Origin of the sequence: Deinococcus multiflagellatus, from assembly GCF_020166415.1 — a bacterium.
GTDB lineage: Bacteria > Deinococcota > Deinococci > Deinococcales > Deinococcaceae > Deinococcus > Deinococcus multiflagellatus.
Genome location: NZ_JAIQXV010000001.1, coordinates 320,308 through 347,234 on the forward strand (window position 1 = coordinate 320,308; position 26,927 = coordinate 347,234).

A 26,927-nucleotide genomic window follows, 5' to 3' on the forward strand; every position below is an offset into this window, starting at 1 on the left:
TGGTTGGGTCACCCATGTGTTGCGGTGAACTGGACGGAGTCTGTCAGGCCAAATGCGAGACTTTTTACGAAAGACCTAAAGCCCTGCACAAGATCACCTTTGCATGGAGGGCAGCTTCAGGGCAGGTCAAGCTCCAGTAAAGATGCGCCCCAGACAGCGGCGGTCAGCGAGGCCAGCTTGCTACAGTACAGGTATGATCGCCTACAGCGAGGTCAGCGCCTTTACCGACACGCCGGGACACGGCAACCGGGCCGGCGTGGTGCTGGAGGGCCAGACCCTGAGCCGCCAGGACATGCAGGCCCTCGCCGCCCTGATTGGCGCGCCGGAAACGGTGTTCATCACGCGGCGCGAGGGCCCGATTGCGCGGGTGCGCTACTTCACCCCCACGCAGGAGGTGGACTTCTGCGGGCACGCCACCGTGGCCCTGGGCCTGACGCTGGCGCAGGCGGGCGAGTGGGACGGCCGCTCGCCGCTGTATCTGGATACGCTGGCCGGGCGCGTGCCGCTGCGCCTGGACACGGCGGCGGGCGTGCCGCAGCGGGTGTGGATGCAGCAGCCATCGCCTGCCTACCGCGAGCTGCCGCGCAGCATCCGCACCGAATTGGCCGAGGCCCTGGGCATTGACGCGCGCATGGTGCACCGGGGCCTACCGCTGGCGGCGGCCAGCACAGGCCTGTGGAGCGTGTTTTTGCCGCTGCTGGACAGCGTGATTCTGGACGGCCTGGAACCGGACCTGCCGCGTATCCAGGCGCTGACCGAAGCGCTGGAGGTGGCCAGCCTGTACGCCTACGCGCCCATGGGGGTTAACCGGTTTGCGGCGCGCGATTTTGCCCCGGCGGTGGGGATTCCCGAAGACCCGGTGACCGGCAGCGCGGCGGGCGCGCTGATGGCGCTGCTGGCGCGGCAGGGGCGGCTGCCGGTGCGCGGCGAGCGGGCCTGCGGCGTGGTGTACCAGGGGCACGCCCTGGGCACACCCGGCGAGGTGGAAGTGGAGCTGGAACTGCAGGGCGAACAGATCGTGGCGGTGCATGTGGGCGGCTGCGCCACCGTGGAGCGCGAGGGAGTCTGGTCGCCAGTCCAGGGTGCCGCGCCGCGCCGCTAACCGTCTGCGCCTAGACTGGCGCCCATGCTGGGTTTGATCTGTGTGGATGTGGACGGCACCCTGGTGGGCACCGGGAACGTGATTCGGGACGACGTGTGGGCGGCGCTGGAAGGCGCGCGGCGCCGGGGGGTGCGCCTCGCCCTGTGCAGCGGGCGCCCCGCTTTTGGTAACGCCCGCGCCTACGCCGAGCGGCTGGACCCGGACGGCTGGCACGTGTTTCAGAACGGGGCCAGCGTGGTGAATGTGGGCAGCGGCCAGAGCCTCTCTGAGCCGTTTCCGCAGGCCAGCCTGCCGGAGTTGCTGGACCGGGCGCGGCGCGAGGACCGGCTGCTGGAGGTCTACACCGATCTGGCGTACGCCGTGACCAAGCCCGGCGACTACGCCGAGCGCCACGCCCGGCTGCTGGGCCTGCCCTACGAACCCCAGGCGCCGGAAGACCTGCAGGGCGAGGTGGTGCGCACGCAGTGGGTGGTGGCCCGCGCCGAGGAACAGGCGGTGGTGGCCGCCCCCCACGATGGCCTGAGCCTGCATCCGGCCGGCAGCCCGGTGATGCCCGACGCCATTTTCATCTCGGTCACGCGGGAGGGAGTCAGCAAGGGCAGCGCGGTGACGCGGGTGGCGCAGGCGTACGGCGTGCCGCTGGACCGGGTGATGATGGTGGGCGACGGCGAAAACGATGTGGCGGCCCTGCAGGTGGTGGGGCACCCCGTGGCGATGGGCAACGCCGACGAGCCAGCGCGGCGGGCGGCGCGGCACTTCGTGGGGCATGTGGACGACGGTGGCCTGCGCGAAGCCGTGGAGCTGGCGCTGCAGCTGTGAGCCTGCTGGAGCGGGTCAAGGTCTGGACCGAGTGGGCCGCCACCGGCGTGGAGGTGGCGGCGGCGCTGGTGATTGTCGCCGCCGTGGTGCTGGCGCTGGGGCGCGCCGCTGTGGCCCTGTTCCGGCCAGCGGCCCAGCCGGACGTGCAGAAAGAAAGCCTGCGCCTGGAACTGGGGCGCTGGCTGGCGGTGGGCCTGGAGTTCACGCTGGCGGCCGACATTCTGCGCACGGCGATTGCGCCCTCGTGGGACGATATTGGCAAGCTGGCGGCCATCGCGGCGCTGCGCACGCTGCTGAATTTCTTCCTGCAGCGCGAGATAGACGGGCATAAGGCGCGGCAGGAAGGGTAAGGGGGGAAGGCGCCCGGAAGTGGATGTGGGCTGACCGAGGACTTGCACTCGACGGCGAGGACTGCGGGACTTTCAACATCCGGGAGTGCCGACAACAGCGCGGATGGGTTGCGAGCCCGGGGAAGTGCTTCTGCCCGCTTCACTCTGGACCTGAGAGGCGGGCGCTTTCGCTGCCGCGTCTGGCAAACACAGCCCCCTGCGCATTCCCACTCCCTCTGGAGCAATCCGGTGACCTTACCCGTTCTCCAGCACATCCCGGACCGCGGCCACGACCTGCTCGCCGTAGGCGTCCACGCGCTTGGGGCCAAAGCCGGGGATGTCCTGCAAATCGGCCAGGGTGCGCGGCTGGCGCTCGGCCAGGGCCTGCAAGGTGGCGTTGGGAAACACCACGAATGTGCTGTGGCCCGTCTCGCGGCTGAGGGTCTTGCGCAACTCGCGCAGGGCTTCGGCCACCGGCTCGGTCCTGGCGGGGTCGGCGGGCAGGCTGGGCAGGGGCGGAGCGGCCACTGGGCGACCTTTCAGGATGCCCAGCACGGCACTGTTTTCGCGGGCGCCGCGCTCGGGGGCGCTGACGGGGGCGGGGCTTGCGCCGTCCAGTGAATCGCGCACGAGTTGCACCACCTCGTCGCCGTAGTCGGCCAGTTTGCGCTGCCCCACGCCGCTCACGGTGCCCAGCAGGGCGTGGCTGGTGGGCTTGAATTCGGCAATGGCCTTCAGGGTGGCGTCGGTGAAAATCACGTAGGGGGGGACACCCAGGCTGCGGGCGCGCGACAGGCGCCACGCGCGCAGGGCTTCAAAGAGGGGCTGGTCGGCGGCGGCCACGGGGGCGCGGCTGCCACCCCGGTCACGCTGGCGCTCGCGTTTGGTGGTCCGGGGCTGCAGGGTATCCTCGCGCAGGGTCAGGCGGGTCTCCCCTTTCAGTAGCGTGCGGGCCTTGCCGGTGGCCGACAGGCCGTGGTATTCCCCGGCCGCCAGATACCCCAGGCTGACCAGCTGGCGCAGCACACCGCGCCACGTCTTTTCATCGTGGGCGGTGCCCACGCCAAAGGTCGGCAGGGTGTGGTGGCCCATGCCCACCACCTTCTCGGTGGCGCGCCCCAGCAGCACATCGGTCAGGTGGGCGGCGCCAAAGCGGTTGCCAGTGCGGATGGCCGCCGACAGGGCCATCTGGGCCTCGCGGGTCATGTCGCGCACCTGCGGCGGGTTCAGACAGGTGTCGCAGTTGCCGCAGGGGCCATGGAAGGTCTCGCCAAAGTAGGCCAGCAGCACCTCGCGGCGGCAAGAGGCCGTTTCGCAGAAGGTCAGCAGGGCGTCCAGCTTGCCAGCCTCTACGCGCTTGACCTCTTCGGGGGCGTCGCTGGCGGCCAGCATGCGCCGCACGTTCACCACGTCCGCCAGCCCGTAGACCATCCAGGCGGTGCCCGGCAGGCCGTCGCGCCCGGCGCGGCCGGTTTCCTGGTAGTAGCCTTCCATGCTCTTGGGCAGGTCCAGGTGGGCCACAAAGCGCACGTTGGGCTTGTCAATGCCCATGCCGAAAGCCACGGTGGCCACCACCACCAGCCCCTCTTCGTTCAGAAAGCGTTCCTGGGCGTGGTTGCGCTCGCGCGGCGAGAGGCCCGCGTGGTAGGCCACGGCGTCCACGCCCTGCGCCTGGAGCCACTGCGCCGTCTCTTCTACCGATTTGCGCGAGAGGCAGTAGACGATACCCGCGTCCCCAGCGTGCTCGGTGCGGATAAAGTCCAGCAGCTGGGTTTTGGGGCCCTCCTTGGCCGCCACGCGGTACTGGATGTTGGGGCGGTCGAAGCTGGAGATGAACTGCGGCGCGCCGTGCAGGTCCAGCACCCGCAGAATGTCAGCGCGGGTGCGGTCGTCGGCGGTGGCGGTCAGGGCGAGGCGCGGAATGTGGGCAAAGCGCGCGGGCAGCACACTCAGGCCCTGGTACTCGGGGCGGAAGTCGTGGCCCCACTGGGAGACGCAGTGGGCCTCGTCCACCGCAAACAGGGCCACCGGGGCGCGCTCCAGCAGGTCCAGGGTGCGGGGTAGCAGCAGGCGCTCGGGGGCCACGTACAGCAGGTCCAACTCGCCGGCCACCAGGGCGGCTTCCACCTCGCGCGCGCCCTCTGGGGAGAGGGTGGAATTTAGGTAAGCGGCGCGCACGCCCAGGGCCCGCAGGGTGTCCACCTGGTCCTTCATCAGGGCAATCAGGGGCGAGACGATGATGCCCACCCCAGGGCGCAGCAGGCTGGGCACCTGATAACACAGGCTTTTGCCGCCGCCCGTGGGCATCAGGACCAGGGCGTTACCGCCCTCTGCCACCGTACGCACGATCTCGGCCTGCACGCCGCGAAAGGCGTCGTAGCCCCAGACGGTCTTGAGAATATTCAGGGCAGGATCGGTGGCAGGAGACGCGGCAGACATCGCCCCCCAGCATAGCGCGTTCTGTGCAGGACGTAATGCGAGCTTGAGCGGAGAAGGGGCAGAGGCCGGGAGTCGCTGTGGGCGGGAGCGCCCCAGCGCGGTCAAGGGGCACTCTGAAACGGCGCAGGCCCCCAGCGGACCGGCCTGCGGTTCTAGAGCAGTTGACATCAAGAAGATGTTGGGTCTCGACCCTCGCCCCTCGTGGGACTCGAAGAGCGGCGCCGCAGCGAGGGGTGAGGGGGGTCTTTGGTCAACCGCTCTATTTCGCCTTGACTTCCACAGGGACGCGCAGGTCGGCTTCTACCTTCGCAAAACGGTCGCGCAGGAACCGGCCGTGGGTTAGTAGCTCCTGGCTGCCGCTTTGCAGGGTGCCGCTGATCACGTCCTGCACGCCCGAGAGCAGCAGTTCTAATTGCTCGTTCAGCAGGGCGCGGCCGGTCTTGCCTTCCTGAATGGGCGCGGTGTCGGCCAACGAGCGGGGCAGTTTCAGGTAGGCGTTGACCGCACCGGGGGCGTATTCCTCGCGGATGGCCCGGGTGAGGTAGCCGGCCTCACTGCCTTCCAGGCCCTGGGTTTTGAGCAGCGACAGGGCTTCTTGCGTGCGCAGGTTCAGGGCGGCCAGTTGCGCGCGGGCGTCGGGGGGCAGGCGCTCGTCGCGTATCAGGGCCACCAGGGGGCCATCGGCGGGGGCCGTGACCAGGGGCGTGCCGCTGTTCTGGGCTGGCAGGGCGGCGGGCTCTGGTGCAGGGGGCGCCTTGGGTGCCCGGCGCTCCTCGCGGCCCCAGGCGCCGCTGGCCAGCCAGACGAGTGACATGACGAAGACGGGATACACCAGCCAGTTCGCCCCCAGGGCGATCAACACAGCGGCGGCCACCAGGGCGGCGATCAGGCCACTCTTGGCCCGGCGCCAGCGGCCAAAGGCGTGCGAACCCAGGTAACCCAGCAACATGCCGGCGGCCGGGTGCACCAGCCATGTGGCGCCCAGCACCGTCAGCAGCGCCACCACGGCCGTGGCGCGGGCAATCACGGCGGCGCGGCGCCCCGCCGGCGAGAAGACCGACGAGGCAAAGAACGCCACGGCGAACCCCCCCGCCACATGGACCATCCAACCCAGGGGTTCGACCAGGGTGCGCACGCCTTCTATTGCCGCCTGCATGGGCACAGCGTACACCCGCACACACAGGCGCACGGCTGGAAGTTGAAGGGGCGCTGTGGGTGGTTCAACCTCACCCGCCGACCGGCCGGAAATGCCTGTGCGGGGGTCGAACCTGTGAGTGATTGCAGCGTGGGAACGCTTCATCGCGGGCCATGTTCTACGGACAGCTGTTCATCTCCGGCACAGCCAGGACAGTCCTGGAGGAACCCTGCCCTCCCAGGCCACTCCCCAGCCCTCCACCGTTAGAGCGGTTGACGAAAGACCCCCCTCACCCCTCACGGCGCGAGGCCCTGCCGTTGAAACGTGCCCCCACGCATGCCGGCCTGTCTCGGAAACCCTCTCCCCCTGCCCTTTCCCTCTCCTCAGCCCTCTGGCACCAGCAGCCGCTGCACAAACACCAGGTCCAGCCAGCGGCCGAACTTGTGGCCTACCTGCCGGAAGTGGGCCACTGGGGCAAAGCCCAGGCGCGCGTGAAAGGCCAGACTGCCAGCGTTGTCGGCGTCCACCGCCCCCACCAGACTGTGTAGGCCTCGCTGCTGGGCGTCGGCGATCAGGGTCGTCATCAGGGCGTGGCCCACGCCGCTCCCCTGGGCCTGCAGGGCCACATAGACCGAATGCTCGGCGGTGAAGCGGTAGCCAGGTTTGGCACGAAAGGGGCCGTAGGTGGCCCAGGCGATGACCTCTGCTCCGCGCACGGCCACCCAGAGGGGCCAGCTGCCCGCTGCCTTCTCGTCAAACCACCGCTCGCGGGACGCCAGCGTGACCGGCTCCAGGTCATAGGACGCGGTGGTGTGCCGCACCGCGTGGTTGTAGATCTCGGTGATGGCCGGCAGGTCGGCCCGGGTGGCGGGGCGGATCTCGGGGGCTGGGCGCATGGGCGCACGGTAGGGCGCGCGCCGACCGGGCCGCAAGGGCAATGGGCGCTGGGCCAGCAAAAGCCCCCGCCACAGGGGACGGGGGCCAGGGCCATTGGGCGGATTACTTGCGGAAGCTGGGGTTCAGGATCTTCTTGCGCAGGCGGATGCTCTGGGGGGTCAGCTCGACGAGTTCATCGTCGGCGATGTACTCCAGGGCGTCTTCCAGGCTCAGGCGCTTGGGGGGAATCAGGGTCAGGGCCTCGTCGGCACCGGCCGAGCGCACGTTCGTGAGCTTCTTGTTCTTGCACACGTTCACGTTCATGTCCTGCTCGCGGGCGTTTTCACCCACGATCATGCCCACGTACACGTCCTGGCCGGCGTCAATGAAGAACGAACCCCGGTCCTGCAGCTTGAAGATGGAGTAGGCGAAGGCCACACCGTCTTCCATGCTGACCAGCGAGCCGTTCTGGCGAGTCTTGAGGTCGCCGGCCCAGGGCGCGTAGCCGTCGAAGATGTGGCTCATGATGCCTTCGCCCTGGGTCATGGACAGGAACTGGGTGCGGAAGCCGAACAGGGCGCGGCTGGGAATCTTGAATTCCACGCGCACGCGGCTGCCCTGGGGCTCCATGTTCACCATCTGGCCCTTGCGGGCGCCCAGCACGCCGATCACGGTGCTGGCGTGCTGCTCGGGCACGTCAATGACGAGGTGCTCCACGGGCTCGTGCTTCACGCCGTCAATTTCGCGGATGATCACCTGCGGGGCGCCCACCTGCACTTCGTAACCCTCGCGGCGCATGGTTTCCAGCAGGATCGAGAGGTGCAGCTCGCCGCGCCCGGAGACCTTGAACTCGTCGGGGCGGATTTCTTCCACCTTCAGCGACACGTTGGTCATGACCTCGCGCTTTAGGCGGTCGTTCAGGTGACGGCTGGTGACGTACTTGCCTTCCTTGCCGGCAAAGGGGCTGGTGTTGGGCTGGAACACCATGCTCACCGTCGGCTCGTCCACGGTGATGATGGGCAGGGCCTCGGGGTCGGCGAGGTCAGCCACGGTTTCCCCGATCTGCGCGTCCTCAATGCCGGCCAGCGCCACAATGTCCCCGGCGCCCACGCTGTCCACCTCAATGCGGCGCAGGCCCAGGTGGGTGAAGGGCTGCACCACGCGGGTTTTGGTCATGGTGCCGTCTTTGTGCATCAGCTGCACAAATTCGCCCTTCTTCACGGTGCCGCGCTGCACCCGGCCCAGCACGATGCGGCCCAGGTACTCGGAGTAGTCGAGGTTGGTGACCAGCATCTGGAAGGGGGCATCCAGGTCGACCTTGGGGGCGGGGATGTGCTCCAGCACCATGTCGAACAGCTCGTGCATGTCGTCCTGGGGCTTGTCCAGGTCCTTGTAGGCCTTGCCGTCACGGGCAATGGCGTACAGGATCGGGAAATCCAGCTGGTCGTCGTTGGCGCCCAGTTCGGCCATCAGGTCGAAGGTGAGGTTCACGACCTCTTCGGGGCGGGCGTCATTGCGGTCAATCTTGTTGATGACCACGATGGGCTTCAGGCCCAGCTCAATGGCCTTGCGCAGCACGAAACGGGTCTGGGGCATGGGGCCTTCGGCGGCGTCCACCAGCACCAGGGCGCCGTCCACCATGCCCAGCACGCGCTCCACTTCCCCGCCGAAGTCGGCGTGGCCGGGCGTGTCCACGATGTTGATCTTGACGCCCTTGTACTCCACGGCCGTGTTCTTCGCCAGGATGGTGATGCCGCGTTCCTTTTCCAGGTCGTTGGAGTCCATGGCGCGCTCGGCGATTTCCTCGCCGTGGCCCAGTTTCAGGGTCTGCTTGAGCAGGCCGTCCACCAGGGTGGTCTTGCCGTGGTCAACGTGGGCGATGATTGCAATGTTTCTGTATTCCATATGTACCGCTCCCTTGGTCTGGAGCAGGGGCCGGGGCCCGGGAAGGGGCCACCACTGCTCGCACAGGCATGAAAAAGCCCGCCGCACGTCATGTGGGCGGGACACCCAAAAATAAAGTTTAGCAGATCACGCGCGCCGCCGTGATTCAGGGCCGCTCGCGCCCAGCGGGGGGCGCGTCTTCCAGGGCGTCTTCCAGCTGATCCAGATTCACGGTGCCACGTTCCACCTGTCGTGTCAGGTCGGCGTCACGCGCCTGGGTGGCGGCGCGCACGGCCTGCTCACGGGCTTCTTCTTCCCGCTCCAGCTGCTCTTCCACGCGGCCGGAAATCAGGGCCATCGCCACGGCGTCGGGGATCTCGGGGGCTTCGCGCAGGTAGAAGTGCTGGTAGATCGCCTTGATCACGATCAGGAACGGCACGGTCAGGAAAGCGCCCACCAGTCCGAAGACGCCGCCAAACAGCAGCACCCCCACGATGACCGACAGCGGATGCAGGTTGCCGGCCCCGCCCACCACCAGCGGCCCCAGCACAAAGCCAGACACCTGCTGGAACACCAGCACAAAGAGGGCCACGTACAGCGCCCGCTGCGGATCATCGGCCAGGGTGAACAGAATGGGCGGAATGGTCGCCACGATGGGCCCGATGGTGGGCACCAGTTCGCCCAGCGCCGCCAGCAAGCCGAACACCAGCCAGTTGTCCACGCCCAGCAGGTAGAAGCCCGCCGCCGTGCAACTGCCCGTGACCAGCATGACCAGCAGCGTGGCGCGGCCCCAGGCGCCCATGTGCTTGAGAATCTGGGCCAGGGCGTACATGGCGGGCGTGCGCCAGCGCGGCGGGACGGCCCCCAGCACGCCGTTGACCAGCGGCACCGGGTTGCCCAGGGCATACACCAGCATCACCAGCGTGACGACAGCGGTAAACAGGCCCCCCAGCACCAGGCCCACCACACTGGGCAGGGCTTTCATGGCCTGGGCGCCCACCTGGCGCAGCTGCCCTTCCAGTTGCTGCAGGGCGTCATCGGGAATCATGCGGTCCACGCCGGGCTGGCTGCGCAGCCAGCTGTTCAGGCGCGTTTCCAGGGCCCCCAGATCCACAGTGCTGCTGCCCAGGGTGCTCAGCTGGGCAATGGCGGGCGGCAGGGCCAGAAAAGCGGCGCCGCCCAGCACCGCCACCACCAGCAGCACGGTCAGGGTGCCGGCCAGGCCCCGGGCCATCCAGCGTTCAAAGAAACGGGCCACAGGGTTCAGGGCGGTCGCCAGGATCAGGGCCAGGGTGACGGCCAGCAGCGACGGCGCCACCTGCCCGAAAAAACTCAGGGCCAGCAGGACGCCAATGACGGCGAACGCCACCGGCAGCAGGTTGACCACCTGCACGGTCACGCGCGGCTGGTCATCCGGCCCAGACGGCGCACGCTGGGCAGAGGAAGCAGAAGGTGTGGGGCTCATGAGAGGTTTAGTGTAAGCGCGGCCACAGGGCCTGCCGCCACGGCCGCGCTTGGCGGAGCCTTTAGTTCATGGGGAGAGGGGGCCGGGGCAGCGGGGGGGGTTCCTGGGTGGATGTTCGCATGGGGCGTGTGCAAGCGCCTGTAGCAAGACGCGTAGGAAGCCCAGAGGGCAAGGTGACCCAGGCGGCGTCCCGGCTCGTCCTGTGCCTTGGGGGCCGGAGACCCCGTCAATAAGGCGACTGGGTGGCGCTGCTCTGTCATCGCAGCGCGCGCTTCTCCTCCACCCGGCCCAGCCAGAGGCCGAGCGGCCCTTCCCCCCGACCCTGGAGGCATGCCCTCGCCTCGCCCCTTCAGTCCGGACACCCCCCAGACCCCCTCTGCTACCCTGTGCGTACCTAACGAGCGTTTGCCTCGCCTTCTTCCCCCACCCCGGAGGCCCCCATGAAAAGCAAGAACGAGTGGATGCAGAGCGTGTACGGCCCGGCCACCCAGAAATTCCCGGAGCGCAAGTACAACTTTAAAAACCTGTCCGACATGGACCCCGAGCCGATTTACACGGCCGACGACCTGAAAGACTGGGACGCGGAGCGCGACCTGGGTTACCCCGGCGAATTCCCCTACACGCGCGGCGTGCAGCCCAGCGTGTACCGGGGCAAGCTGTGGACCATGCGCATGTTCGCGGGCTTCGGCAGCGCCGAACAGACGAACGAGCGCTTTCACGCGCTGCTGAAAGCCGGCCAGACGGGCCTGAGCACCGCCTTTGACCTGCCCACGCTGATGGGCTACGACTCCGACCACCCCTTCTCCAAGGGCGAGGTGGGCAAGTGCGGCGTGGCGGTGAGCAGCCTTGCGGACATGGAAATTCTGTTCCGGGGGATTGATCCCACAGCCGTGACCACCTCCATGACCATCAACTCCCCGGCCAATGCCATCTGGGCCATGTACATTGCCAACGCGCAGAAGCAGGGCAAGGATCTGGGGCAGGTGGGCGGCACCATTCAGAACGACATTCTCAAAGAGTTCATTGCCCAGAAAGAGTTCATTTACCCCCCTGCGCCCAGCGTGAAGCTGGTCATTGACACCTTCGAGTGGGGCCCCAGGGTGGTACCCAAGTGGAACTTCATCTCGGTCAGCGGGTATCACATCCGCGAGGCGGGGGCCACGGGCGTGCAGGAGCTGGCCTTTACCCTGGCCGACGGCTTTCACTACGTGGAAAAGGCGCTCGAACGCGGGCTGAACATTGACGAGTTCGCGCCGCGTATCAGCTTCTTCTGGGACATTCACAACGACTTCTTCGAGGAAATTGCCAAGCTGCGCGCCGCCCGGCGGATCTGGGCGCGGCAGATGCGCGACCGCTACGGCGCGAAGAACCCCCGGTCGTGGATGCTGCGCACGCACTCGCAGACGGCTGGGGTGTCCCTGCCCGCGCAGCAGCCGCTGAACAACATTGCGCGCGTGGCGATTCAGGCGCTGGCCGCCGTGCTGGGCGGCACCCAGAGCCTGCACACCGATTCCTTTGACGAAGCGCTGGCCCTGCCCACGGAAGAGGCGGCCACCATCGCCCTGCGCACGCAGCAGATCATCGCCTATGAAACCGGCGTGGCCGGCGTGGTGGACCCGCTGGCGGGCAGCTACTACGTGGAAAAGCTGACGAACGACGTTGAGGCCGCCGCGATGGGCTACATCGAGCAGATTCGCATGATGGGCGGCGTGGAAGCGGGCATTGAGAGCGGCTTTTTCCAGATGGAAATGGCGGAAGCCGCCTACCGCTACCAGCTGGAAGTGGAGCGCGGGGAGCGCGTCATCGTGGGCGTGAACGACTTCGTGCAGGACGCGGTGGAAGTGCCCATTCAGCTGATTGACCCGGAAGTGGAGCGCGTGCAGGAAGCCCGCCTGGCCCAGGTGCGCCGCGAGCGTGACCCCGTGCGGGTTGAAGCGGCCCTGGCTGCGCTGCGCGACACCGCTGTGACGGGTGCGAACTCCATGCCCGCCTTCCTGGAATGCGCCCACGCCTACTGCACACTGGGCGAGCAGATGGATGTGCTGAAGACAGTGTACGGGGAGTACGTGGAGCCTGCGGTGGTGTAAGGGAAGCGGGGAGCAGGACGCGGTGCGCGGGGAAACCCGGGGCGCACCGCGTTTGTTTGGGGTGGTTGAAATGGGCAACGGAGGGCAAGCAGAAGGGCTCGCCCCAGCAGCGCGGCGGGCCTTAGCTTGTCCCGCGCACCGCTGCCTGCCTCCCGCACCCCCTATTGCACATCAAACACCGTCACATTGTTCACCGCTGTCCCCAGCCCCGCCCCCACCGTCAGGCGGCGGCTGTCCGGGCTCCAGGCCAGGAAGGCAGGGTGGTCGGCCAGGACGGGCCCTGCAGCGGTCACGCGGCCGGTGTCAGTGTCCAGCAGGCTCAGGTGCCAGCCGTCGTCAGCGCGGGTGACGGCGGCCAGCAGGCGGCTGTCGGGGCTGTAGCGCACAGCGCCTTCGCGGTCGCTGGCGGTGGGCAGGGCGGCGAAGGGCGAGCGCTGGCCGGGGCGGTACAGATCCAGGCCGCCGCCCGCCTTCACGTAGGCAAACTGGCCCTGGCCGCTGATCTGCACGTCCGCATAGCGCGCGCCGGCCAGCACGGGCAGGGCAAAGCGTTTGGCGTTGGCGGTCAGGACCACCGCCGGGTCGCCAGTGCGCGGAAACACATAGGCGCGGGTGGCGTCCGGCGACACCGTCACGCGGGCGGCGCCCGGGACGGCCAGCGAGGCCACGGCCTTGCCGGTCTTCTGGGCCACGACCACCAGCCGCGCGTCGTCCCAGACAGCGGCGTGGTTGCCCCAGTGGTTCACGCTCAGGCGGGTGGCGGTGCGCAGGCCGGCGGCCGTCCCCTGGCGCCCGCCGCTCAGGGTCCTGAGGGCCAGGCCGCCGCTGCCGTCGGCGGTCAGCAGCCAGGTGAAGCGGTTCATGGTCTGCACGGCGAACACGTTCTGGGCCAGGGCGCGGGGGCCGCCTGTCAGGGCGCCGCCGGGCAGCAGGGTCAGGGGCTCGCCGGTGGCGGGGTCCAGGCCGCCGCCGGTGAGGGCCGCCGGCAGGGTCAGGAGGGCGCGGGGGGCGCTCAGATCAGCGGCACTGTCCTGCAGCACGCCGCCCTGCACGCTCAGCACCCGTTCGGCGGGCGTGAGGGCCACGGGGGCCGGCTGCAGGCCCGATAGCGGGCGCACCTGTTCGCGGTGGCCGGTCTGCAGGTCGCGCACCTCCAGCTGCCCGGCACGCAGCACCAGCACGCTGCCGTCGCGGCGGGGCAGGCCAGAGAGGGCCGCGCCCCCGGCTTCGGCGCGGCGCACCACCACCGAGGCCGGGTAGCCCGCCCGCAGGGCATACAGCTCGCCGCCAGCCTGCACAGCGACCGAGCGGCCATCGGCGCTGAAGGTGACGGGGCCCAGGGTGCAGGGGGCCGCGCAGGTCATGGCGCTCTGCACGCCCAGTGTGGCGGTGTCCAGCAGTTGCACACGCCCGGCGCGGGTGACCACGGCGCGCAGGCCGTCGGGGGCCGTGACCAGGGCGCCCACCGCTTCACCAGCGGGCGCCGAGCGGGCCAGGCTGGCCAGCGAGACACGTTCAATGCCCTGCGCGCTGCCAATCAGGAGGTCCTGGGGCCCGCTGAAGCCGGCGCCGGTCACGCCGGGCGTGTCCAGCCGGGCCAAGCGCACGCCGTCGCCCAGGCGCCACACACTGACCTGGGTGCCGGTGCGCGTGAGGGCGTAGGCTCCGCCGGGGCTGACACTCAGGCCGGCGCAGGGGGCGCCCACAGGCAGGCTGCGGCGCACCTCGCCGCCGGGGCCCAGCAGCAGCAGGCGCTCGCCCAGGCAGGCCACCACGCCGCCGGGCACCGGGGCCAGGGCCAGCGGCGCAGCGCCGGGAACCGTCAGCAGGCTCCGGGGCGAGAGCGAAACCGCAGCGGCCAGGGGCAGGGAGGCCACCGAGAAGGCCAGGACAGTCCAGAAACGCCGGATCACGCGCGGCAGGATAGAGCATGGGCATGAGTGGAGCGGTAGGCATGGCCGCAGGGCGCCGCTCGGAGGAGAACGGCGCCCTGGGGGGGGGTGGGTGGGTGGGACGCGGGCTGCAGGCGCCGCTCGCTGCACGCCTGCTGCGTCCGTCAGAAGGTGTAACTCTTGGGCACGACGGTCACGCCGCTGTCGGTCACGGTAAAGCCACGGGCGCGGTCCTCTTCTGGGTTCAGGCCAATTTTGGCGCCCGGGGGCACCACCACGTTCTTGTCCACGATCACGCGGCGCAGGTGGGCGTGGCGGCCCACCTCGACCTCATCGAAGAGCACACAGCTTTCCACCAGCGAGTACGAGTGGGTGCGCACGTTGCGGCCCAGCACACTGTCGCGCACGGTGCCGCCGCTGATGATCACGCCGCCGGCCATGATGGAGTTGAACGCCTGTCCCTTGCGGCCGTCCGACTCGTGCACGAACTTGGCCGGCGGCGAGAATTCGCTGCTGGTGCGCAGCGGCCACTGCGGGTTGTAGAAGTCAAATTCCGGGTTCACGCTCACGAGGTCCATGTTGGCCTCGTAGTAGGCGTCCAGGGTCCCCACGTCGCGCCAGTAGGTGTTGGGGCCGCCCTGGCCGGGAATGGGGTTGCGGTGAAAGTCGTAGGCCATGACGGTGTAGCCGTCAGACAGCGCGCGGGGAATCACGTCGCCGCCGAAGTCAAAGCCGGATTCGCCCTCGCCCATGTTGGTTTCCAGCAGCTCGTCCAGCGCGCGGCGCGAGAAGATGTAGTTGCCCATGCTGGTCAGGCTGGTGCCCTCCTGGCCCGGGATGCTGGGGGGGTCTTTGGGCTTTTCCAGAAACTGGGTCACGCGCCAGTTGCTGTCCACATGCATCACGCCGAACTGGTGCGCCTGCGCCTGCGGCATGGGGTAGGCGGCGATGGTCACGTCCGCGCGGGTCTCCATGTGCTTTTGCAGCATGTGCTCCACGTTCATCTTGTAGATGTGGTCGCCGCTGAAAATGGCCACGTAATCGGCCTCGTAGTTGTCAATGAGGTGCATGTTCTGGTACACGGCGTCGGCGGTGCCCCGGTACCACACCGGCCCCAGTTCCTCAATGCGGTACATCTGCGCGGGCACCAGCGTGATGAAGTAGTCGCTGAGGAAGGTGCCGAAGCGCCAGCCGCGCTGGATGTGTTCGGTGAGGCTCTGGGCCTTGTACTGGGTAAGCACGTAGATCGAGAACACGCCCGAGTTGATGAAGTTGTTGATGGCGAAGTCGATGATCCGGTACTTGCTGCCGAATGGCACGGCTGGTTTGCTGCGCTTCTGGGTCAGCGGGGCCAGCCTGGACCCCTGCCCCCCTGCCAGAATCATGCCGAGAACCCTTGGTTTCATGCCTTCCCCCCAGGGAGCGCCGGGCGCCCCGGGCTCACTCTACCCAGGCGCGCGGCGGCGGGCGAGGGCCCGGCTGGGCAGGCAGAAGGACAACGCACAAAAAGAGAAGAAAGGCACATGGTGCCCCACGCTAACGAGGCCACCCGGTGAAGAGATGCCGGCGCGCTTCACCCTCACTTAACAGCGGCGCGCCCAGCTGCGTGCGGATGAAGGTCTGCTGGCGTTTGGCGTACTGGCGGGTGGCCAGGGCAATCTGCGCGGCGGCCTCTGGCACCGCCAGGGTCCCGCCCGCCACCGCCAGGGCCTCGTGGTAGCCCAGGGCCTGCCAGACGGTGGGGCGCGGCTGGGTGTCTGGGGACACCTGCGCGGCCAGCCACGCGGCTTCACGGGCCCAGCCCGCGTCAAACATCGCCAGCACCCGGGCGTGCATGCGGGCTTCGAGTTCTTCCGGGGGGCGCGTGAAGGCCAGCACCTCGTAGGGAAAGGCGGGCGGGCGGTGCCCGAAGTCGCCGGGGTAACGGCCGGTGCGGCGGTAGATCTCCTCGGCGCGCACCACGCGGCGGGGGTTGCGCTCCAGGCGGGCGGCCTCGGCGGGGTGGCGGCGTTCAATGTCGGCCAGCAGGGCGTCCAGGCCCCGCTCGGCCAGTTCGGCTTCCACCTCGGCGCGCGCCCTGGGGTCGCTGGGCGGGGTCAGGGGCAGGCCGCGCACCAGGGCCGAGAGGTAAAAGCCGCTGCCCCCCACGATCAGCGGCGTGCGGCCCCGTGAGAGCACCTCGGCCACGGCGGCCTCGGCCAGTGCAACAAAGCGGGCCACATCGAACGGCTCGTGGACCTCGGCCACGTCCAGCAGGTGATGGGGCACCTGCGCGCGCTCGGCGGGGCCCGGCTTGGCGGTGCCGATGTCCAGGCCCCGGTACACGGTGAACGCGTCGGCGCAGACCAGTTCGCCGCCCGCGTGCAGGGCCCAGTCCTGGGCCAGGGCGCTTTTGCCAGCGGCGGTGGGGGCAGTCAGGATGGGCAGCGCGCGCACGGCGAGGATCATAGAGGATGCGGGCGCGGCCCCAGGGGGCGGGTGCTACCGTAGGGGGCATGAACGAGCCCGTACTGGCGCGACTGCACCACCTGATGACGCTGCGGGAAGAGGTGGAAACCCTATCCAGCCCCGTGCCCTGGACCCCGGCCGCCGACTGGACCGATGACGACGCCCACCTGTGCCTGCAGCTGGACGTGCCCGGCGTGGACGCCGAGTCCCTGGAGGTGCAGGAAGACGGCGAGACCGTCACGGTGGCCGGCCAGCGCCCGGCCTCCGAGCGGCTGCTGCGCGGCGAGCGCCCCAGCGGTATTTTCCGGCGCACCCTCACCTTTCCTGAACCCGTGCGGCCCCAGTCGGGGCAGGCTTCCCTGGTCCACGGCGTGCTGACGATCCGCTTTGAAAAGCGCCACCCCACCATCAGCGTGCCTTCCAGCGATCTGGGGCGAGAAGAGCAGGGGGAGTAGGCGCGAAGGGCGGCTGCAGGACAGATTCAATCCTTCGCGTTCAGGGGCTGGGTAGCGGGTTCAGCGGCTCAGAGCCGGAGCGTGGACAGCCTCAGCATTCCGCAGAGAGCCGCTCGATAACCTCGCTGTTTCGCCATCCTTGCGGGAACTCGCAGCGGATGGGACCTTGACAGCGGCGCCGCAGAGGCCGGCAAGCGGGCTCAGGGTCTCTGACGACAATTCGCAGTCGCCGCGCCTCATATAAGAACGGCCCGCCCTCTTGCCCAGTCGAGGTGTTTGTCCTGCTCGATCACCCCACTCCCAACTCCTCCACGCCCTGATTGCACATAACGAAAGCGGGCGGGTTCGGTGTTCTGTCCCGGCCCACCCGCTTGGTTGTTGAGGTTCACCCTGAGACGCTCCCCCACTCGCTCTGACCTCAGATACTCAGGGTGCGGGCGCAGCGGTACAGGTCGCGGCTCACGTCCTTGCGCTGCTCCCAGGTCTCGTTCAGGGGGGTGTAGCTCACCTCATGGTTCTGGCGGCCGATCATCACGCCCTTGCGGCCTTCCATCAGGGCGTACACGGCGGCTTCGCCCAGGCGGCTGGCCAGAATCCGGTCCGAGGACACCGGGCTGCCCCCGCGCTGGATGTGGCCCAGGATGCTCACGCGGGTTTCCATGCCGGTGCCTTCCTGAATGGCGGCGGCGACCCCGGTGGCGCCGCCCGGATAGCCCTCGGCCACGATGATGATGCTGCCCAGCTTGCCGCGCTTGACGCTGCTGCGCACGGTGTCCAGCACACTGGCCATGTCCTTGGCGTCTTCGGGGATAAAGACCTCCTCGGCGCCGCCGGCCACCGCCACGTCCAGGGCAATGTGGCCGGCGTGGCGGCCCATGACCTCAATCACGAAGATGCGCTCGTGGCTGGCGCCGGTGTCGCGCAGCTTGTCCACGGCGTCCAGGGCAGTTTCCACGGCCGTGAAATAGCCGATGGTGTGGTCGGTGCCGTACAGGTCGTTGTCAATGGTGCCCGGCAGACCCACCACCGGAATGTCGTGCTCTTCTTGCAGGAAATGGGCGCCGTGGAAGGAGCCGTCGCCGCCAATCACGATCAGGGCGTCCACGTCGTGGGCGCGCAGGTGCCGGGCACCCCGGGCGCGGCCTTCGGGGGTGCGCCACGTGGCGCTGCGGGCCGAGAGCAGGATGGTGCCGCCGCGCTGAATGGTGTTGGCCACGTCCCGGGGCCCCAGGGTCACGAAGTCGCCCCGGTGCAGGCCAGAAAAGCCCCGGCGCACCCCAATCACCTCTATGCCCTGCGAGGTGGCGGTGCGCACCACGGCGCGGATGGCGGCGTTCATGCCGGGGGCGTCGCCGCCGCTGGTCAGAACGGCAACGCGGCGAATCCCGGCGGGATTGGGCTGGGGCGGGCAGTGCGGAACATCGGTCATGGAGGGGGCCTCGTTTCGGTCGGCGGTGCCGCCAGGGCAGGAACTTCAGTCGGTGGAACGGTCGGAAGCGCTTCCGGTGGCCTGAAGCGCCAAGGTGTAAGCGTCATTCTTACGCAAACCCTGGCGCTGCAACTGCTCACGTATATCCCTCACGCTGTGGCCGGCTTCTGCCAGGGTCTGGGCCAGGGCCGCGAAGTCGGGCCCCTGCGCCGCCTCGGCCGGGTCGCGGCCCGCCACCACCACCACAATCTCGCCGCGCACACCGCCCTCAAAATGGGCGGCCAGTTCGGCCAGGGTGCCGCGCGCCGTTTCTTCAAAGCGCTTGCTGAGTTCGCGGGTCACACTGGCGGGGCGCGTCTCGCCGCAGGCGGCGGCGAGGTCCTGCAAGGTGTCGTGCAGACGGTGGGGACTCTCGTACAGCACCGAGGTTTCTTCGCGGGCGGCCACCGCAGCCAGACGCTCGCGGCGGTCGCGGCCTGCCCGGGGCAGGAAGCCTTCAAAGGCAAAGCGCCCAGCTGGCAAACCCGAGAGCACCAGCGCGGGCACCAGCGCGGTGGGGCCGGGCAGCACTTCCACGGGCACGTCGGCCGCCAGCGCGGCCTGCACCAGTTCGGCGCCGGGGTCGCTGATGCCGGGGGTGCCGGCGTCGCTCACGTAAGCCAGGCGGGGATGGCGCTCCAGCACCTGCGGCGCGCGGTTCATGGTGTGGGCGTCAAGGCGCACCAGGGGTTTGCGGATGCCCAGGTGGGTCAGCAGCGCGCCGGTGCGGCGGGTGTCCTCGCAGGCCACGGCGTCGGCGGCGCGCAGCACCTCCAGGGCCCGTAGGGTAATGTCGCCCAGGTTGCCCACGGGGGTGGGCACCAGCCAGACCCGGGCGCCGCTCTGGTCGTGGGGCGGCTCTGGGGCGTGGTCTGGCTCGGTCCAGGCCGTCTCCAGCGGCCCATCCAGTGGCCCATTCACCGGCTCAGTCATCGGCCCCCGGCAAGGCGGCGTGCAGGGGCCCTGCCGCCGTGGCCGCCAGCCCGGGGGTGGGCTTCAGGCGGACGCGCACCTTGCGGGGCCGCTTGAGAACATTGGTGATCCGGGCGCGCAGCAGTTCGCCTTCGCCCACTGTCACCGTCACGACCGCGCCCTCGGGCAGACGGCCGCCGATAATCACCACCACGCCGTTTTCCACGACGCCTTTGTACGCTTTCATGTGTCCCTCCCCTGCGCGCGGCGCACCCGACGTTCGGCCGCCGATTGCGCTTCGCGCAGCGCCACGATCTCACTTTCACGTGCGCCGCCCAGCCGGGCGTAGCGGTCAATCACCTCGGCCGCTTCTCGGCGGCGGTCCAGGCGCAGCAGCAGCGCGCCCAGATGCTCGCCCCCCACAAAATACGCGCGGGGATTGTCCGGTTCGGCCGCCACCTGCGCCCGCGCCGTGTCCAGCCGCGCCAGATGCGCGCGGTGCCGGTTGACCTGCCAGCGCACCAGAAAGGTGGCCAGACTGAAGGTAAAGGCCGCCCCCAGCACCGAGAGGGTGATGGCTTCCGGCACGCCGATGCGCGCGCCGAGTTGCACCGTCAGCGGAAAGCTGAAGGCCAGCACCACCAGCACCGCCAGCGTGGCCGCGTAGTTCATGCCCCACCTGCGGGGCAAAGGGTCAAGGCGGGCATGGGCCCAGTGTAGCGGGCGGGCCCTGGCACACGAAATACCGTAAGCTGCCCCGCGTGCGTCTGCACCTGATTACCGTTGGCGAACCCAAGCTGGCCTATGCGCGGGCCGGGTGGGACGAGTACGAAAAGCGGCTGCGGCGCTTTCACCGCGTGCAGGTCACGCGGGTGTCCGCCCGCACCCAGGCGCAAGAAAGCGAGGCGGTGCGCCGTGCGGCCGGGCGGGCGCCCCTGGTGCTGCTGGACCCGCGCGGCGCGCAGTTCACCTCTGAGGGCCTGAGTGCCTTTCTGGACGCGCAGGCGGTCTCTGGCGTGGGCGAACTGGCCTTTGCGGTGGGCGGCCCGGACGGCCACACCGACGACTTGCGCGCCGGGGCGGCCCGGTTATGGAGCCTGGGGCAGCTGACGTTGCCGCACGATCTGGCGATGGTGGTGCTGCTTGAAGCCCTGTACCGCGCCGGGACCATCAGCGCAGGGGAGCCGTACCACCGGGGCTAGGCACCCTTCTCGCAGGTGCAGGCGGAGTAGCGCCTTCTGGCCCAACGGCTCAGGGGCCACTCGCGGGTGTTCTGGCCCAGCCGGTACCCCCGGAAGCCAGTTCAAGCCCTGCGGCCTCAGCCCCTTGTCCAGCGCGCACACCGCCGAAACGCCCCTAGACACCACGCTTCCGGCCGGCCCTGTGCCCTGGACCCCCTGGGCTACGCTGGGCAGCAAGATGACCGACCTGCCTGCCCCTGCGGCCGAGTGGCTGCGCGCCCCCACCCTGCGCGGGCGGGCCGTGACCCTGGAAGCCCTGCACCCAGAGCACGCCGCCGACCTGCACGCGGGCGCCACCGAAGACACCATCCGCTTTCTGGCGCGCGGCGGGCCCACGGCGCAGACGGTGCCCGCCTGGGCCGACTACATTGAGCGGCTGAACGCCCTGCCGCGCCGGGTGAACTTTGCCGTGCGCCTTGGGGATGGGCCGGTGGTGGGGCGCATCAGCTACAGCGAGGTGCGCGCAGAGGACCGCTGGGTCGAGATTGGCACCATGTTGCTGCCCGCCGCGCAGGGCACCGCCGTGAACCCAGAGGCCAAGCGGCTGCTGCTGGGCCGGGCTTTTGAAGGCCTGGGCGCGGGGCGGGTGCACTTCAAGGTGGACGCGCGCAACGAACGCAGTCTGCGGGCCATGCGGCGGCTGGGCGCGGTGCAGGAGGGGGTGCTGCGGGCGTATCAGGTGCGGCCGGACGGCCACGCGCGCGACAGCGTGATGTTCAGCATCCTGGCGGCCGAGTGGCCTGGGGTACGCGCGGCGCTGGACCGGCGACTGGACGACCTGCTGGGGCGGACCGCGCCGCCTCTTCCATGAGAAAAGGTTCAAGATTGTCATCAGAGCTTTGGTAGCTTGGCCTCTGATGCGCCGCCTCTTGCTTGCCGCTGCCCTCGCCGCGCTGAGTGTGCCCAGCGCCCGCGCCCTGATTGTGCCCATGCCCGGCTGGACCCCGGTGGGCGGCGACGCCAACTACTGGACCGACGCCAGCGGCAACTGCCTGATGCGCGAGGAGCGTCATGGACAGGCGTTTCCGGCCTTTACCAGCCCGGACGAGGCGCGGGCCTTCGCCCTGAAACTGCAGGGCAGCCTGGGGCGCACCATGCGCAACGTGGTCACGCAGCCGGTGGACCGCGCGGGCCGCTGGAGCGTGCTGGCCGCTTACGATTTCAAGGAGGGCGGCACCAGCTACCGCGTCAGCCAGCTGTTTCTGAGTGACAGCGGCCTCCTGCGCACCGTGACCGGCAGCAGCGCGGCCGACGGCGCCGATGCCTGCGTGAACGAGATGCGCGACTTTATCCGCTATCTGGCGGACTGAGCGCGGCGGCGCGTTCCTTTGGCGCCACAGTCCTGTGCGGCCCGTCACCTCGTTCGCCCCAGGGGCAGTGAGGACATCCCCAGGCCCCGTCATGACGGTAGTGGTCGCCTGCGCGCGGTAGAACAGGGGCGTGCCCACTGCGCCCGATGCCCTGCTGGCCCGCCTGAATGCCCTTGCGCGGGTGGTGGCCGACTCCGGTCACGCGCTGGCCCTGCTGGGGCTGGGCTCGGTGGGCCGTGAACGGGAGCGGCTGGACCGATGGTCTGACCTCGACTTTTTTGTGATCGCCCGCCCAGGCGAAGTGGGCCGGTTTCTGGACGGCGCGTGGCTGGCGCAGGCCGCGCCGTTGGCCTTTACGTTTCGCAATACCCCGGACGGGGCCAAGGTGCTGTTTGAAGATGGCATCTATGCGGAATTTGCGGCCTTTGAAGGGTCCCGCCTGCCCGAATTGCCGCTGGCAAGTGCGCGGGTGGTCTGGGCCGCCCCGGACTTCCCGGGTCTGCCCGCCGTGCCGCCAGCGCCGCCGCCCCCACACCCGGCCGAGGCGCACGCCCACCATCTGGGCGAGGCGCTGACCAATCTGCTGGTGGGCCTGGGCCGCTACGGACGCGGCGAGCGGCTGAGCGCCATGACCTTTGTGCAGGGCTACGCACTGGGGCATGTACTGGCGCTGGCGGCGGCGCGCGGCGCCCTGCCGGCGGCCGGCGCAGATCCCTTCAGCCCCGAGCGGCGGGTGGAGGCGCGGGCCCCGGGATTGGCGGCGCAGTTGCCGGCCTTTGCACCGGGGTACGCGGGCACCCCGCAGGCGGCGCTGGCCCTGCTGGCGCATCTGGAGGCCCACGAAAGCGTGCCACCATCCATGAGCCGCGCCATCCGGGCCGCCGCCCAGGCCCTGGAGGAGTAAAGGGTGCTGGGGTGGCTGCTTCTGCTTGGGCTGGCCCCTCTCTCCGCCGGGCCACCGCTGTCTTCTTAACCCATGCACCTTGTTCGCCCCTCAGCCACTGGCCGGGCCCCCACCTCAGCGGCGCTGGGTTCTGCCCTCAGGGCGCGTGGTAGGCTCCCCGGTTGAGATGCAGACTGTGCGTGGAGTTCGGGCGGTGCGGCCATGATGGTCGTGACGGCGCTGCTGTCGTGGTTTCTGGTGGGGCTGTTCGTGCGGGTCAGCAAGGCGCGCGGCTGGGGCCAGCGCGTGCGCGCCGACGGACCGCAGACCCACCTGGTCAAGGACGGCACGCCCACGGCGGGCGGCGTGCCCTTTGTGGTGGCCATGCTGCTGGTGTTCGTGCCGCTGTACCTGAGCGGGCAGGGCGGCGACAGCCGCGAACTGATCATCATGCTCACCGCCCTGGGCATGGGTCTGATCGGCGGGGCCGACGACCTGCTGAAAATCCGCTCGCGCATGAAGGGCAGCGGGAAAAGCGAGCTGCTGGCACGCGAGAAGTTCCCGCTGCAGTTTCTGGTGGCGGCGCTGTTCGCCTACTTCGCCGCGCCGCTGGCCTCGCACGAACTGGTGCCGGGCCTGGGCCGGGTGGGCGACGTGGTCCTGCTGACCCTGGTGATGGTGGGCAGCGTGAACGCCTTTAACTTCGCCGATGGCCTGGACGGGCTGCTGTCGGGCATTGCCATCATCGTGCTGCTGCCGCTGCTGGGGCTCTCACCCATCAGCGCCCTGCTGGTAGCGGCGCTGCTGGGCTTCCTGTGGTTCAACGCCCACCCGGCGCGCGTGTTCATGGGCGACATGGGCAGCCACGCCATCGGGGCGATTGCGGCCGGGGCCTACGTGCTGCACGCCGACGTCTGGCTGCTGCCGCTGGCGGCCATCATTCCGGTGGTGGCGGTGCTGAGCGTGGTGATTCAGGTGGCGTCGTTCAAGCTGCGCGGCAAGCGGGTGTTCAAGATGGCGCCCATTCAGCACCACTTTGAGCACAAGGACATCGGCTGGCCCGAAACGCACGTCACCATGCGCTTCTGGGTGATCACGGCGGTGGCCACGGCGGGCGTGTGGTGGCTGCTGGGCGGGCGGCCGTAGCGGCGCCCAAGGCCGGGGACGGGGAAGGGGCGCGCGCCGCCTCTCCCCTGTTTCTGTGTGGCTTCGCCTGTGCCTGCTTCTGCGCGTACACTCGGGCGCGTGAGCCGACTGCCCGACCCCGCCGCCCTGCTGACGCGCCGCGCCCACCTGCGCGCGCAGGGCACCACGCTGTACCGCGCCGCGCACCTGACCGAAACAGAGGGCGTGTACACGGTGGACGTGGCGGGCCGGGCCGGCATTCTGAGCCTGTACGTGCCGCTGACGGCCGCCCAGGAGCACGATCTGGCCGCAGTCTGGGGCGAGGCGGCCGGGCTGCAGGGGGTGTACCTCAAGCGCCGCCCACCGGAGGCACGGCATGTGGCGAATGTGGCCCGCGAGCAGCTCTCGCCGCCAGAGCCGGTGTGGGGTGGGCCCTTGCCCGAACTGGTGGCGACCGAGGCCGGCGTGCCCTTCCTGATCCGCCCCGGTGCCGACCTGAGCACCGGCCTGTTTACCGACGCCCGCCCGGCGCGCGCCTGGGTGCGGGCCCACAGCGCGGGGCGGCGGGTGCTGAATACCTTTGCCTACACCTGCGGCTTTGGCCTGAGTGCCGCGCTGGGTGGGGCGGCGGCGGTGAAAAACGTGGACCTGTCGCGCAAGGTGCTGGCCTGGGGGCAGGCCAACTACGCCCAGAGCGGCCTGAGCGCGCCAGACCAGGATTTTCTGTACGGCGACGTGTTCGAGTGGCTCGCTCGCCTGGAGCGCCGGGGCGACCGCTTTGACCTCGTGGTGCTGGACCCCCCCAGCTTCGCGCGGGGCAAGAGCGGCGTATGGCGGGCCGAGCGCGATTACGCCCGGCTGGCCGGGCTGGCGGCCCGGGTCACGGCGCCGGGGGGGCAGGTGCTGGCGCTGCTGAACCACGCTGGCGTGTCTGGCCCGCAACTGGAGCGCATGGTGCAGAGCGGGCTGTACGAGCAGGGGCGGCGGGCCGAGTTGCAGGGCAGCTTCGGTGCGGGCGAGGATTACCCGGGCGCCGGGCACCTGAAGGTGCAGGTGTGGACGCTGAACTGACAGCGGTCTTCCGTGACGTTACGAGGAGGAACGCACCCCCCTCAACGCCACTTCAACCGCTGTCTGTGGCGGTCACTCGCGCCGCTCGCCCCACATAACCGGAAAGGTTCACCTTCCGGTCATGGGCTGACCGCTATGAGGAGCCCGGATGGAGAGCCGTTCGCGGCAAGCACAGGCGGGCCAGCCTACTCGCACCCCGGCTCACTTGCCAGACTGACCCGGTTGCGGCCGGCGCCCTTGGCGCGGTACAGCTCGGCGTCGGCCAGGGCCAGCAACTGGGCGGCGCCCAGGGTGCAGTACGACGCCACCCCCAGGCTGACTGTCAGGCGCAGGCCGGGGTGCAGCCCGCTCCAGTCGTGGTTCTGCACCGTCTGGCGCAGGCGCTCGCACATGGTCTGGGCGGCGGGGCCAGCCGTTTCGGGCAGCAGCAGCACGAATTCCTCGCCGCCAAAGCGGGCCACGGTGTCCATCTGGCGGCAGCTGGCGCGCAGCAGCCCGGCCAGTTCGCGCAGCACGAGGTCGCCCACCTGATGCGAGTAGGTGTCGTTCACCGCCTTGAAGTGGTCAATGTCCAGCAGCACCACGCTCAGGGGTCGGCCATAGCGCAGGGCGCGCTGCACCTCGGCCTCCAGGCACTCGTTGAAGTGGCGCCGGTTGGACAGGCCGGTCAGGGCGTCTTCCTGCGAGAGCCGCACGAGGTGCTCGGCCTGGGCTTGCAGGCGGGCCAGCAACTCGGCCTTCTGTGCGTTGGCCGCCGCGAGTTCCTGGTTCAGTTCGGTCAGGCGGGCGTTGATCTGGCGCTGGGCCTCGGCGGCGTGGCGGGCCTGATCCAGGTCCACCTGCAGCAGAAGGGCCTGGGTGCGGTGCAGGGCCTGCAGGTTGTCCAGCTCACGTTCCAGCTGGTGATAGCGCTGGTAATGCTGCAGGGCCGCGCGGTAGGCGCCGCGCTGGCGGTGGGTTTCGCTGAGCAGGGCGTGAATCTCCTGCTCGTCGCGCTGGGCCCGGCAGCCCTGGGCCAGGGCCAGCCCCTCTTCCAGGGCATCGAGGGCCTGGGCCGATTCGCGCCGCTTCAGGTGCAGGGCCCCCAGCCAGCGCAGGGCGCGCGACTCCTCGTGGGCGGCGCGGGCCTCGGCGGCCAGGGTGCGGGCCTGCCGGTAGACGTGCAGGGCATCTTCGGCCTGCCCCAGTTGCTGGTAGGCGTCCCCCAGGCCCAGCAGCAGCCGGGCGTCACACTTGTGGTCGCCCCGGGCCTGGGCCACGTCCAGCGCGCCGCGCAGGAGGCTCAGGGCCTCCTCGGCCTGCCCCAGTTTCACATGCGCCTGCCCCAGGCCACACAGCACGTCCAGTTCATGGTGGGTGTGGCCCAGGCGGCGGATGATCGCCAGGGCCGCCCCGTAGTGGGTCAAGGCCTGGGCGGCCTCGCCGGCCTGCTGGCACACGTCGCCCAGGTTGGTCAGGCACATGGCCTCGTCGCCCGGCAGGCCAGCGGCGCGCGTCAGGGGCAGGGCCGCCAGAAAGGCTTCCAGGGCCTTCTGGTGGTCGCCCAGGTCGGTGTGAATCAGGCCCACGTTGCTCAGGCAGGCGCCCTGAAGCCGCTGCAGCCCCTCGCGCCGGGCGATGTCCAGGCCCTGCAGGGCGTGCTGCAGGCCGTCAATCAGGCGGCCCAGGTTGCGACAGACGGTGGACAGGCTCAGGTAGGCGCCCGCCTCGCCCTGGGTGTCACCCACCGCCTGAAACAGCGCCAGCGCCTCGGCCACCAGGAGGGCGGCGCGTTCGTCGTCGCCCGACACCGAGGCCGCCGTGCCCAGGCGCAGCGCGCTGAGGGCCATGCGCGGCTGATCTGCCGCGGCGCGGGCCAGCGCCAGCGCTTCCTCGCTGAAGGCCAGGGCCTCGCGGGGGTGCTGAAACACCAGCTGGGCGGAGCGGCGGTTCAGGTCGTCTATGCGCTCGGGGGCGGTCAGCGGCCCGGCTGCGGCGTCGTGCATG

General features: G+C 69.6%; 24 protein-coding genes. 11 read left to right on the forward strand and 13 right to left on the reverse strand.

The window, feature by feature from the left end; genetic code table 11:
- The first annotated feature begins 193 nt into the window (after window positions 1–193).
- From K7W41_RS01530 to K7W41_RS01540, 3 genes are read left to right on the forward strand one after another with little or no spacing between them, the layout of a single operon-like run.
- Entirely contained in the window at window positions 194–1,102 is a 909-nt protein-coding gene (locus K7W41_RS01530) for a PhzF family phenazine biosynthesis isomerase (RefSeq protein ID WP_221088846.1), read from the forward strand.
- A gap of 24 nt (window positions 1,103–1,126) precedes the next feature.
- Window positions 1,127–1,921, forward strand: coding sequence for a Cof-type HAD-IIB family hydrolase (locus K7W41_RS01535; protein ID WP_224603995.1), 795 nt, complete (start codon window positions 1,127–1,129; stop codon window positions 1,919–1,921).
- A gap of 2 nt (window positions 1,922–1,923) precedes the next feature.
- Window positions 1,924–2,271: a DUF1622 domain-containing protein gene (locus tag K7W41_RS01540; protein ID WP_263489483.1), complete on the forward strand. Its 348-nt coding sequence runs from the start codon at window positions 1,924–1,926 to the stop codon at window positions 2,269–2,271.
- Between the two features lie 234 nt (window positions 2,272–2,505).
- Here K7W41_RS01540 and recQ read toward each other — a convergent pair whose 3' ends face one another.
- From recQ to K7W41_RS01565, 5 genes are all read right to left on the reverse strand, one after another.
- Window positions 2,506–4,689, reverse strand: coding sequence for a DNA helicase RecQ (gene recQ / locus K7W41_RS01545; RefSeq protein WP_224603999.1), 2,184 nt, complete (start codon window positions 4,687–4,689; stop codon window positions 2,506–2,508).
- Window positions 4,690–4,948: 259 nt separating this feature from the next.
- Entirely contained in the window at window positions 4,949–5,878 is a 930-nt protein-coding gene (locus K7W41_RS01550) for a hypothetical protein (protein WP_224604002.1), read from the reverse strand.
- A 329-nt stretch (window positions 5,879–6,207) separates the two neighbouring features.
- Window positions 6,208–6,720, reverse strand: a complete 513-nt coding sequence (locus K7W41_RS01555; protein ID WP_224604004.1) for a GNAT family N-acetyltransferase — start codon at window positions 6,718–6,720, stop codon at window positions 6,208–6,210.
- A gap of 103 nt (window positions 6,721–6,823) precedes the next feature.
- Entirely contained in the window at window positions 6,824–8,605 is a 1,782-nt protein-coding gene (gene typA, locus K7W41_RS01560) for a translational GTPase TypA (RefSeq protein ID WP_224604008.1), read from the reverse strand.
- A 145-nt stretch (window positions 8,606–8,750) separates the two neighbouring features.
- Window positions 8,751–10,049: an AI-2E family transporter gene (locus K7W41_RS01565; protein WP_224604010.1), complete on the reverse strand. Its 1,299-nt coding sequence runs from the start codon at window positions 10,047–10,049 to the stop codon at window positions 8,751–8,753.
- Window positions 10,050–10,489: 440 nt separating this feature from the next.
- Between K7W41_RS01565 and K7W41_RS01570 the strand changes: the two genes are divergently transcribed.
- A complete protein-coding gene (locus K7W41_RS01570; RefSeq protein WP_224604012.1) occupies window positions 10,490–12,136 on the forward strand; it encodes a methylmalonyl-CoA mutase family protein in 1,647 nt (548 codons plus the stop codon).
- 161 nt (window positions 12,137–12,297) lie between these two features.
- On the opposite strand, the gene K7W41_RS01575 is transcribed toward K7W41_RS01570, so the two are convergent.
- The 3 genes from K7W41_RS01575 to miaA all read right to left on the reverse strand — a co-directional run bounded on the left by K7W41_RS01575 (window position 12,298) and on the right by miaA (window position 16,464).
- The gene (locus tag K7W41_RS01575; protein ID WP_224604016.1) at window positions 12,298–14,049 is read right to left on the reverse strand and encodes a YncE family protein; all 1,752 of its coding nucleotides are present in this window, start codon (window positions 14,047–14,049) and stop codon (window positions 12,298–12,300) included.
- Between the two features lie 143 nt (window positions 14,050–14,192).
- Window positions 14,193–15,434 carry a glucose-1-phosphate adenylyltransferase gene (gene glgC, locus K7W41_RS01580; protein WP_224604018.1) on the reverse strand — a complete coding sequence of 414 codons (1,242 nt, stop codon included), beginning with the start codon at window positions 15,432–15,434 and terminating at the stop codon, window positions 14,193–14,195.
- Window positions 15,435–15,564: 130 nt separating this feature from the next.
- On the reverse strand, window positions 15,565–16,464 hold the full coding sequence (gene miaA, locus K7W41_RS01585; RefSeq protein ID WP_224604021.1) for a tRNA (adenosine(37)-N6)-dimethylallyltransferase MiaA: 900 nt from the start codon (window positions 16,462–16,464) through the stop codon (window positions 15,565–15,567).
- A 59-nt stretch (window positions 16,465–16,523) separates the two neighbouring features.
- Between miaA and K7W41_RS01590 the strand changes: the two genes are divergently transcribed.
- Window positions 16,524–16,931 (forward strand): Hsp20/alpha crystallin family protein, encoded by a 408-nt coding sequence (locus K7W41_RS01590; RefSeq protein ID WP_224604024.1) that lies wholly within the window; start codon window positions 16,524–16,526, stop codon window positions 16,929–16,931.
- A 418-nt stretch (window positions 16,932–17,349) separates the two neighbouring features.
- Here the strand turns inward: K7W41_RS01590 and pfkA are convergent, their stop codons facing one another.
- Genes pfkA through K7W41_RS01610 form a run of 4 tightly spaced genes read right to left on the reverse strand, consistent with a single transcriptional unit; the run spans window position 17,350 to window position 19,983 of the window.
- A complete protein-coding gene (gene pfkA, locus K7W41_RS01595; RefSeq protein WP_221088857.1) occupies window positions 17,350–18,360 on the reverse strand; it encodes a 6-phosphofructokinase in 1,011 nt (336 codons plus the stop codon).
- A gap of 45 nt (window positions 18,361–18,405) precedes the next feature.
- Window positions 18,406–19,332 (reverse strand): 16S rRNA (cytidine(1402)-2'-O)-methyltransferase, encoded by a 927-nt coding sequence (gene rsmI / locus K7W41_RS01600; RefSeq protein WP_224604027.1) that lies wholly within the window; start codon window positions 19,330–19,332, stop codon window positions 18,406–18,408.
- On the reverse strand, window positions 19,325–19,558 hold the full coding sequence (locus K7W41_RS01605) for a hypothetical protein (RefSeq protein WP_221088859.1): 234 nt from the start codon (window positions 19,556–19,558) through the stop codon (window positions 19,325–19,327). Before K7W41_RS01605 ends, rsmI begins: the two co-directional genes overlap by 8 nt.
- Entirely contained in the window at window positions 19,555–19,983 is a 429-nt protein-coding gene (locus K7W41_RS01610; protein ID WP_224604029.1) for a hypothetical protein, read from the reverse strand. Before K7W41_RS01610 ends, K7W41_RS01605 begins: the two co-directional genes overlap by 4 nt.
- A gap of 89 nt (window positions 19,984–20,072) precedes the next feature.
- Here K7W41_RS01610 and K7W41_RS01615 point away from each other — a divergent pair, with 89 nt between their 5' ends.
- The 6 genes from K7W41_RS01615 to K7W41_RS01640 all read left to right on the forward strand — a co-directional run bounded on the left by K7W41_RS01615 (window position 20,073) and on the right by K7W41_RS01640 (window position 24,941).
- On the forward strand, window positions 20,073–20,513 hold the full coding sequence (locus K7W41_RS01615) for a 23S rRNA (pseudouridine(1915)-N(3))-methyltransferase RlmH (protein WP_224604032.1): 441 nt from the start codon (window positions 20,073–20,075) through the stop codon (window positions 20,511–20,513).
- A 217-nt stretch (window positions 20,514–20,730) separates the two neighbouring features.
- On the forward strand, window positions 20,731–21,363 hold the full coding sequence (locus K7W41_RS01620; RefSeq protein WP_224604034.1) for a GNAT family N-acetyltransferase: 633 nt from the start codon (window positions 20,731–20,733) through the stop codon (window positions 21,361–21,363).
- Window positions 21,364–21,409: 46 nt separating this feature from the next.
- Complete coding sequence (locus K7W41_RS01625; protein WP_224604036.1) at window positions 21,410–21,862, forward strand: hypothetical protein; 453 nt, start codon at window positions 21,410–21,412, stop codon at window positions 21,860–21,862.
- 130 nt (window positions 21,863–21,992) lie between these two features.
- Complete coding sequence (locus K7W41_RS01630; RefSeq protein WP_224604037.1) at window positions 21,993–22,766, forward strand: hypothetical protein; 774 nt, start codon at window positions 21,993–21,995, stop codon at window positions 22,764–22,766.
- A 201-nt stretch (window positions 22,767–22,967) separates the two neighbouring features.
- Window positions 22,968–23,891, forward strand: a complete 924-nt coding sequence (locus tag K7W41_RS01635) for a phospho-N-acetylmuramoyl-pentapeptide-transferase (RefSeq protein ID WP_224604038.1) — start codon at window positions 22,968–22,970, stop codon at window positions 23,889–23,891.
- Window positions 23,892–23,999: 108 nt separating this feature from the next.
- Window positions 24,000–24,941 carry a class I SAM-dependent rRNA methyltransferase gene (locus tag K7W41_RS01640; protein ID WP_224604557.1) on the forward strand — a complete coding sequence of 314 codons (942 nt, stop codon included), beginning with the start codon at window positions 24,000–24,002 and terminating at the stop codon, window positions 24,939–24,941.
- A gap of 185 nt (window positions 24,942–25,126) precedes the next feature.
- Here the strand turns inward: K7W41_RS01640 and K7W41_RS01645 are convergent, their stop codons facing one another.
- Complete coding sequence (locus K7W41_RS01645) at window positions 25,127–26,926, reverse strand: tetratricopeptide repeat-containing diguanylate cyclase (protein ID WP_224604039.1); 1,800 nt, start codon at window positions 26,924–26,926, stop codon at window positions 25,127–25,129.
- Between the last annotated feature and the right edge of the window lies 1 nt (window position 26,927).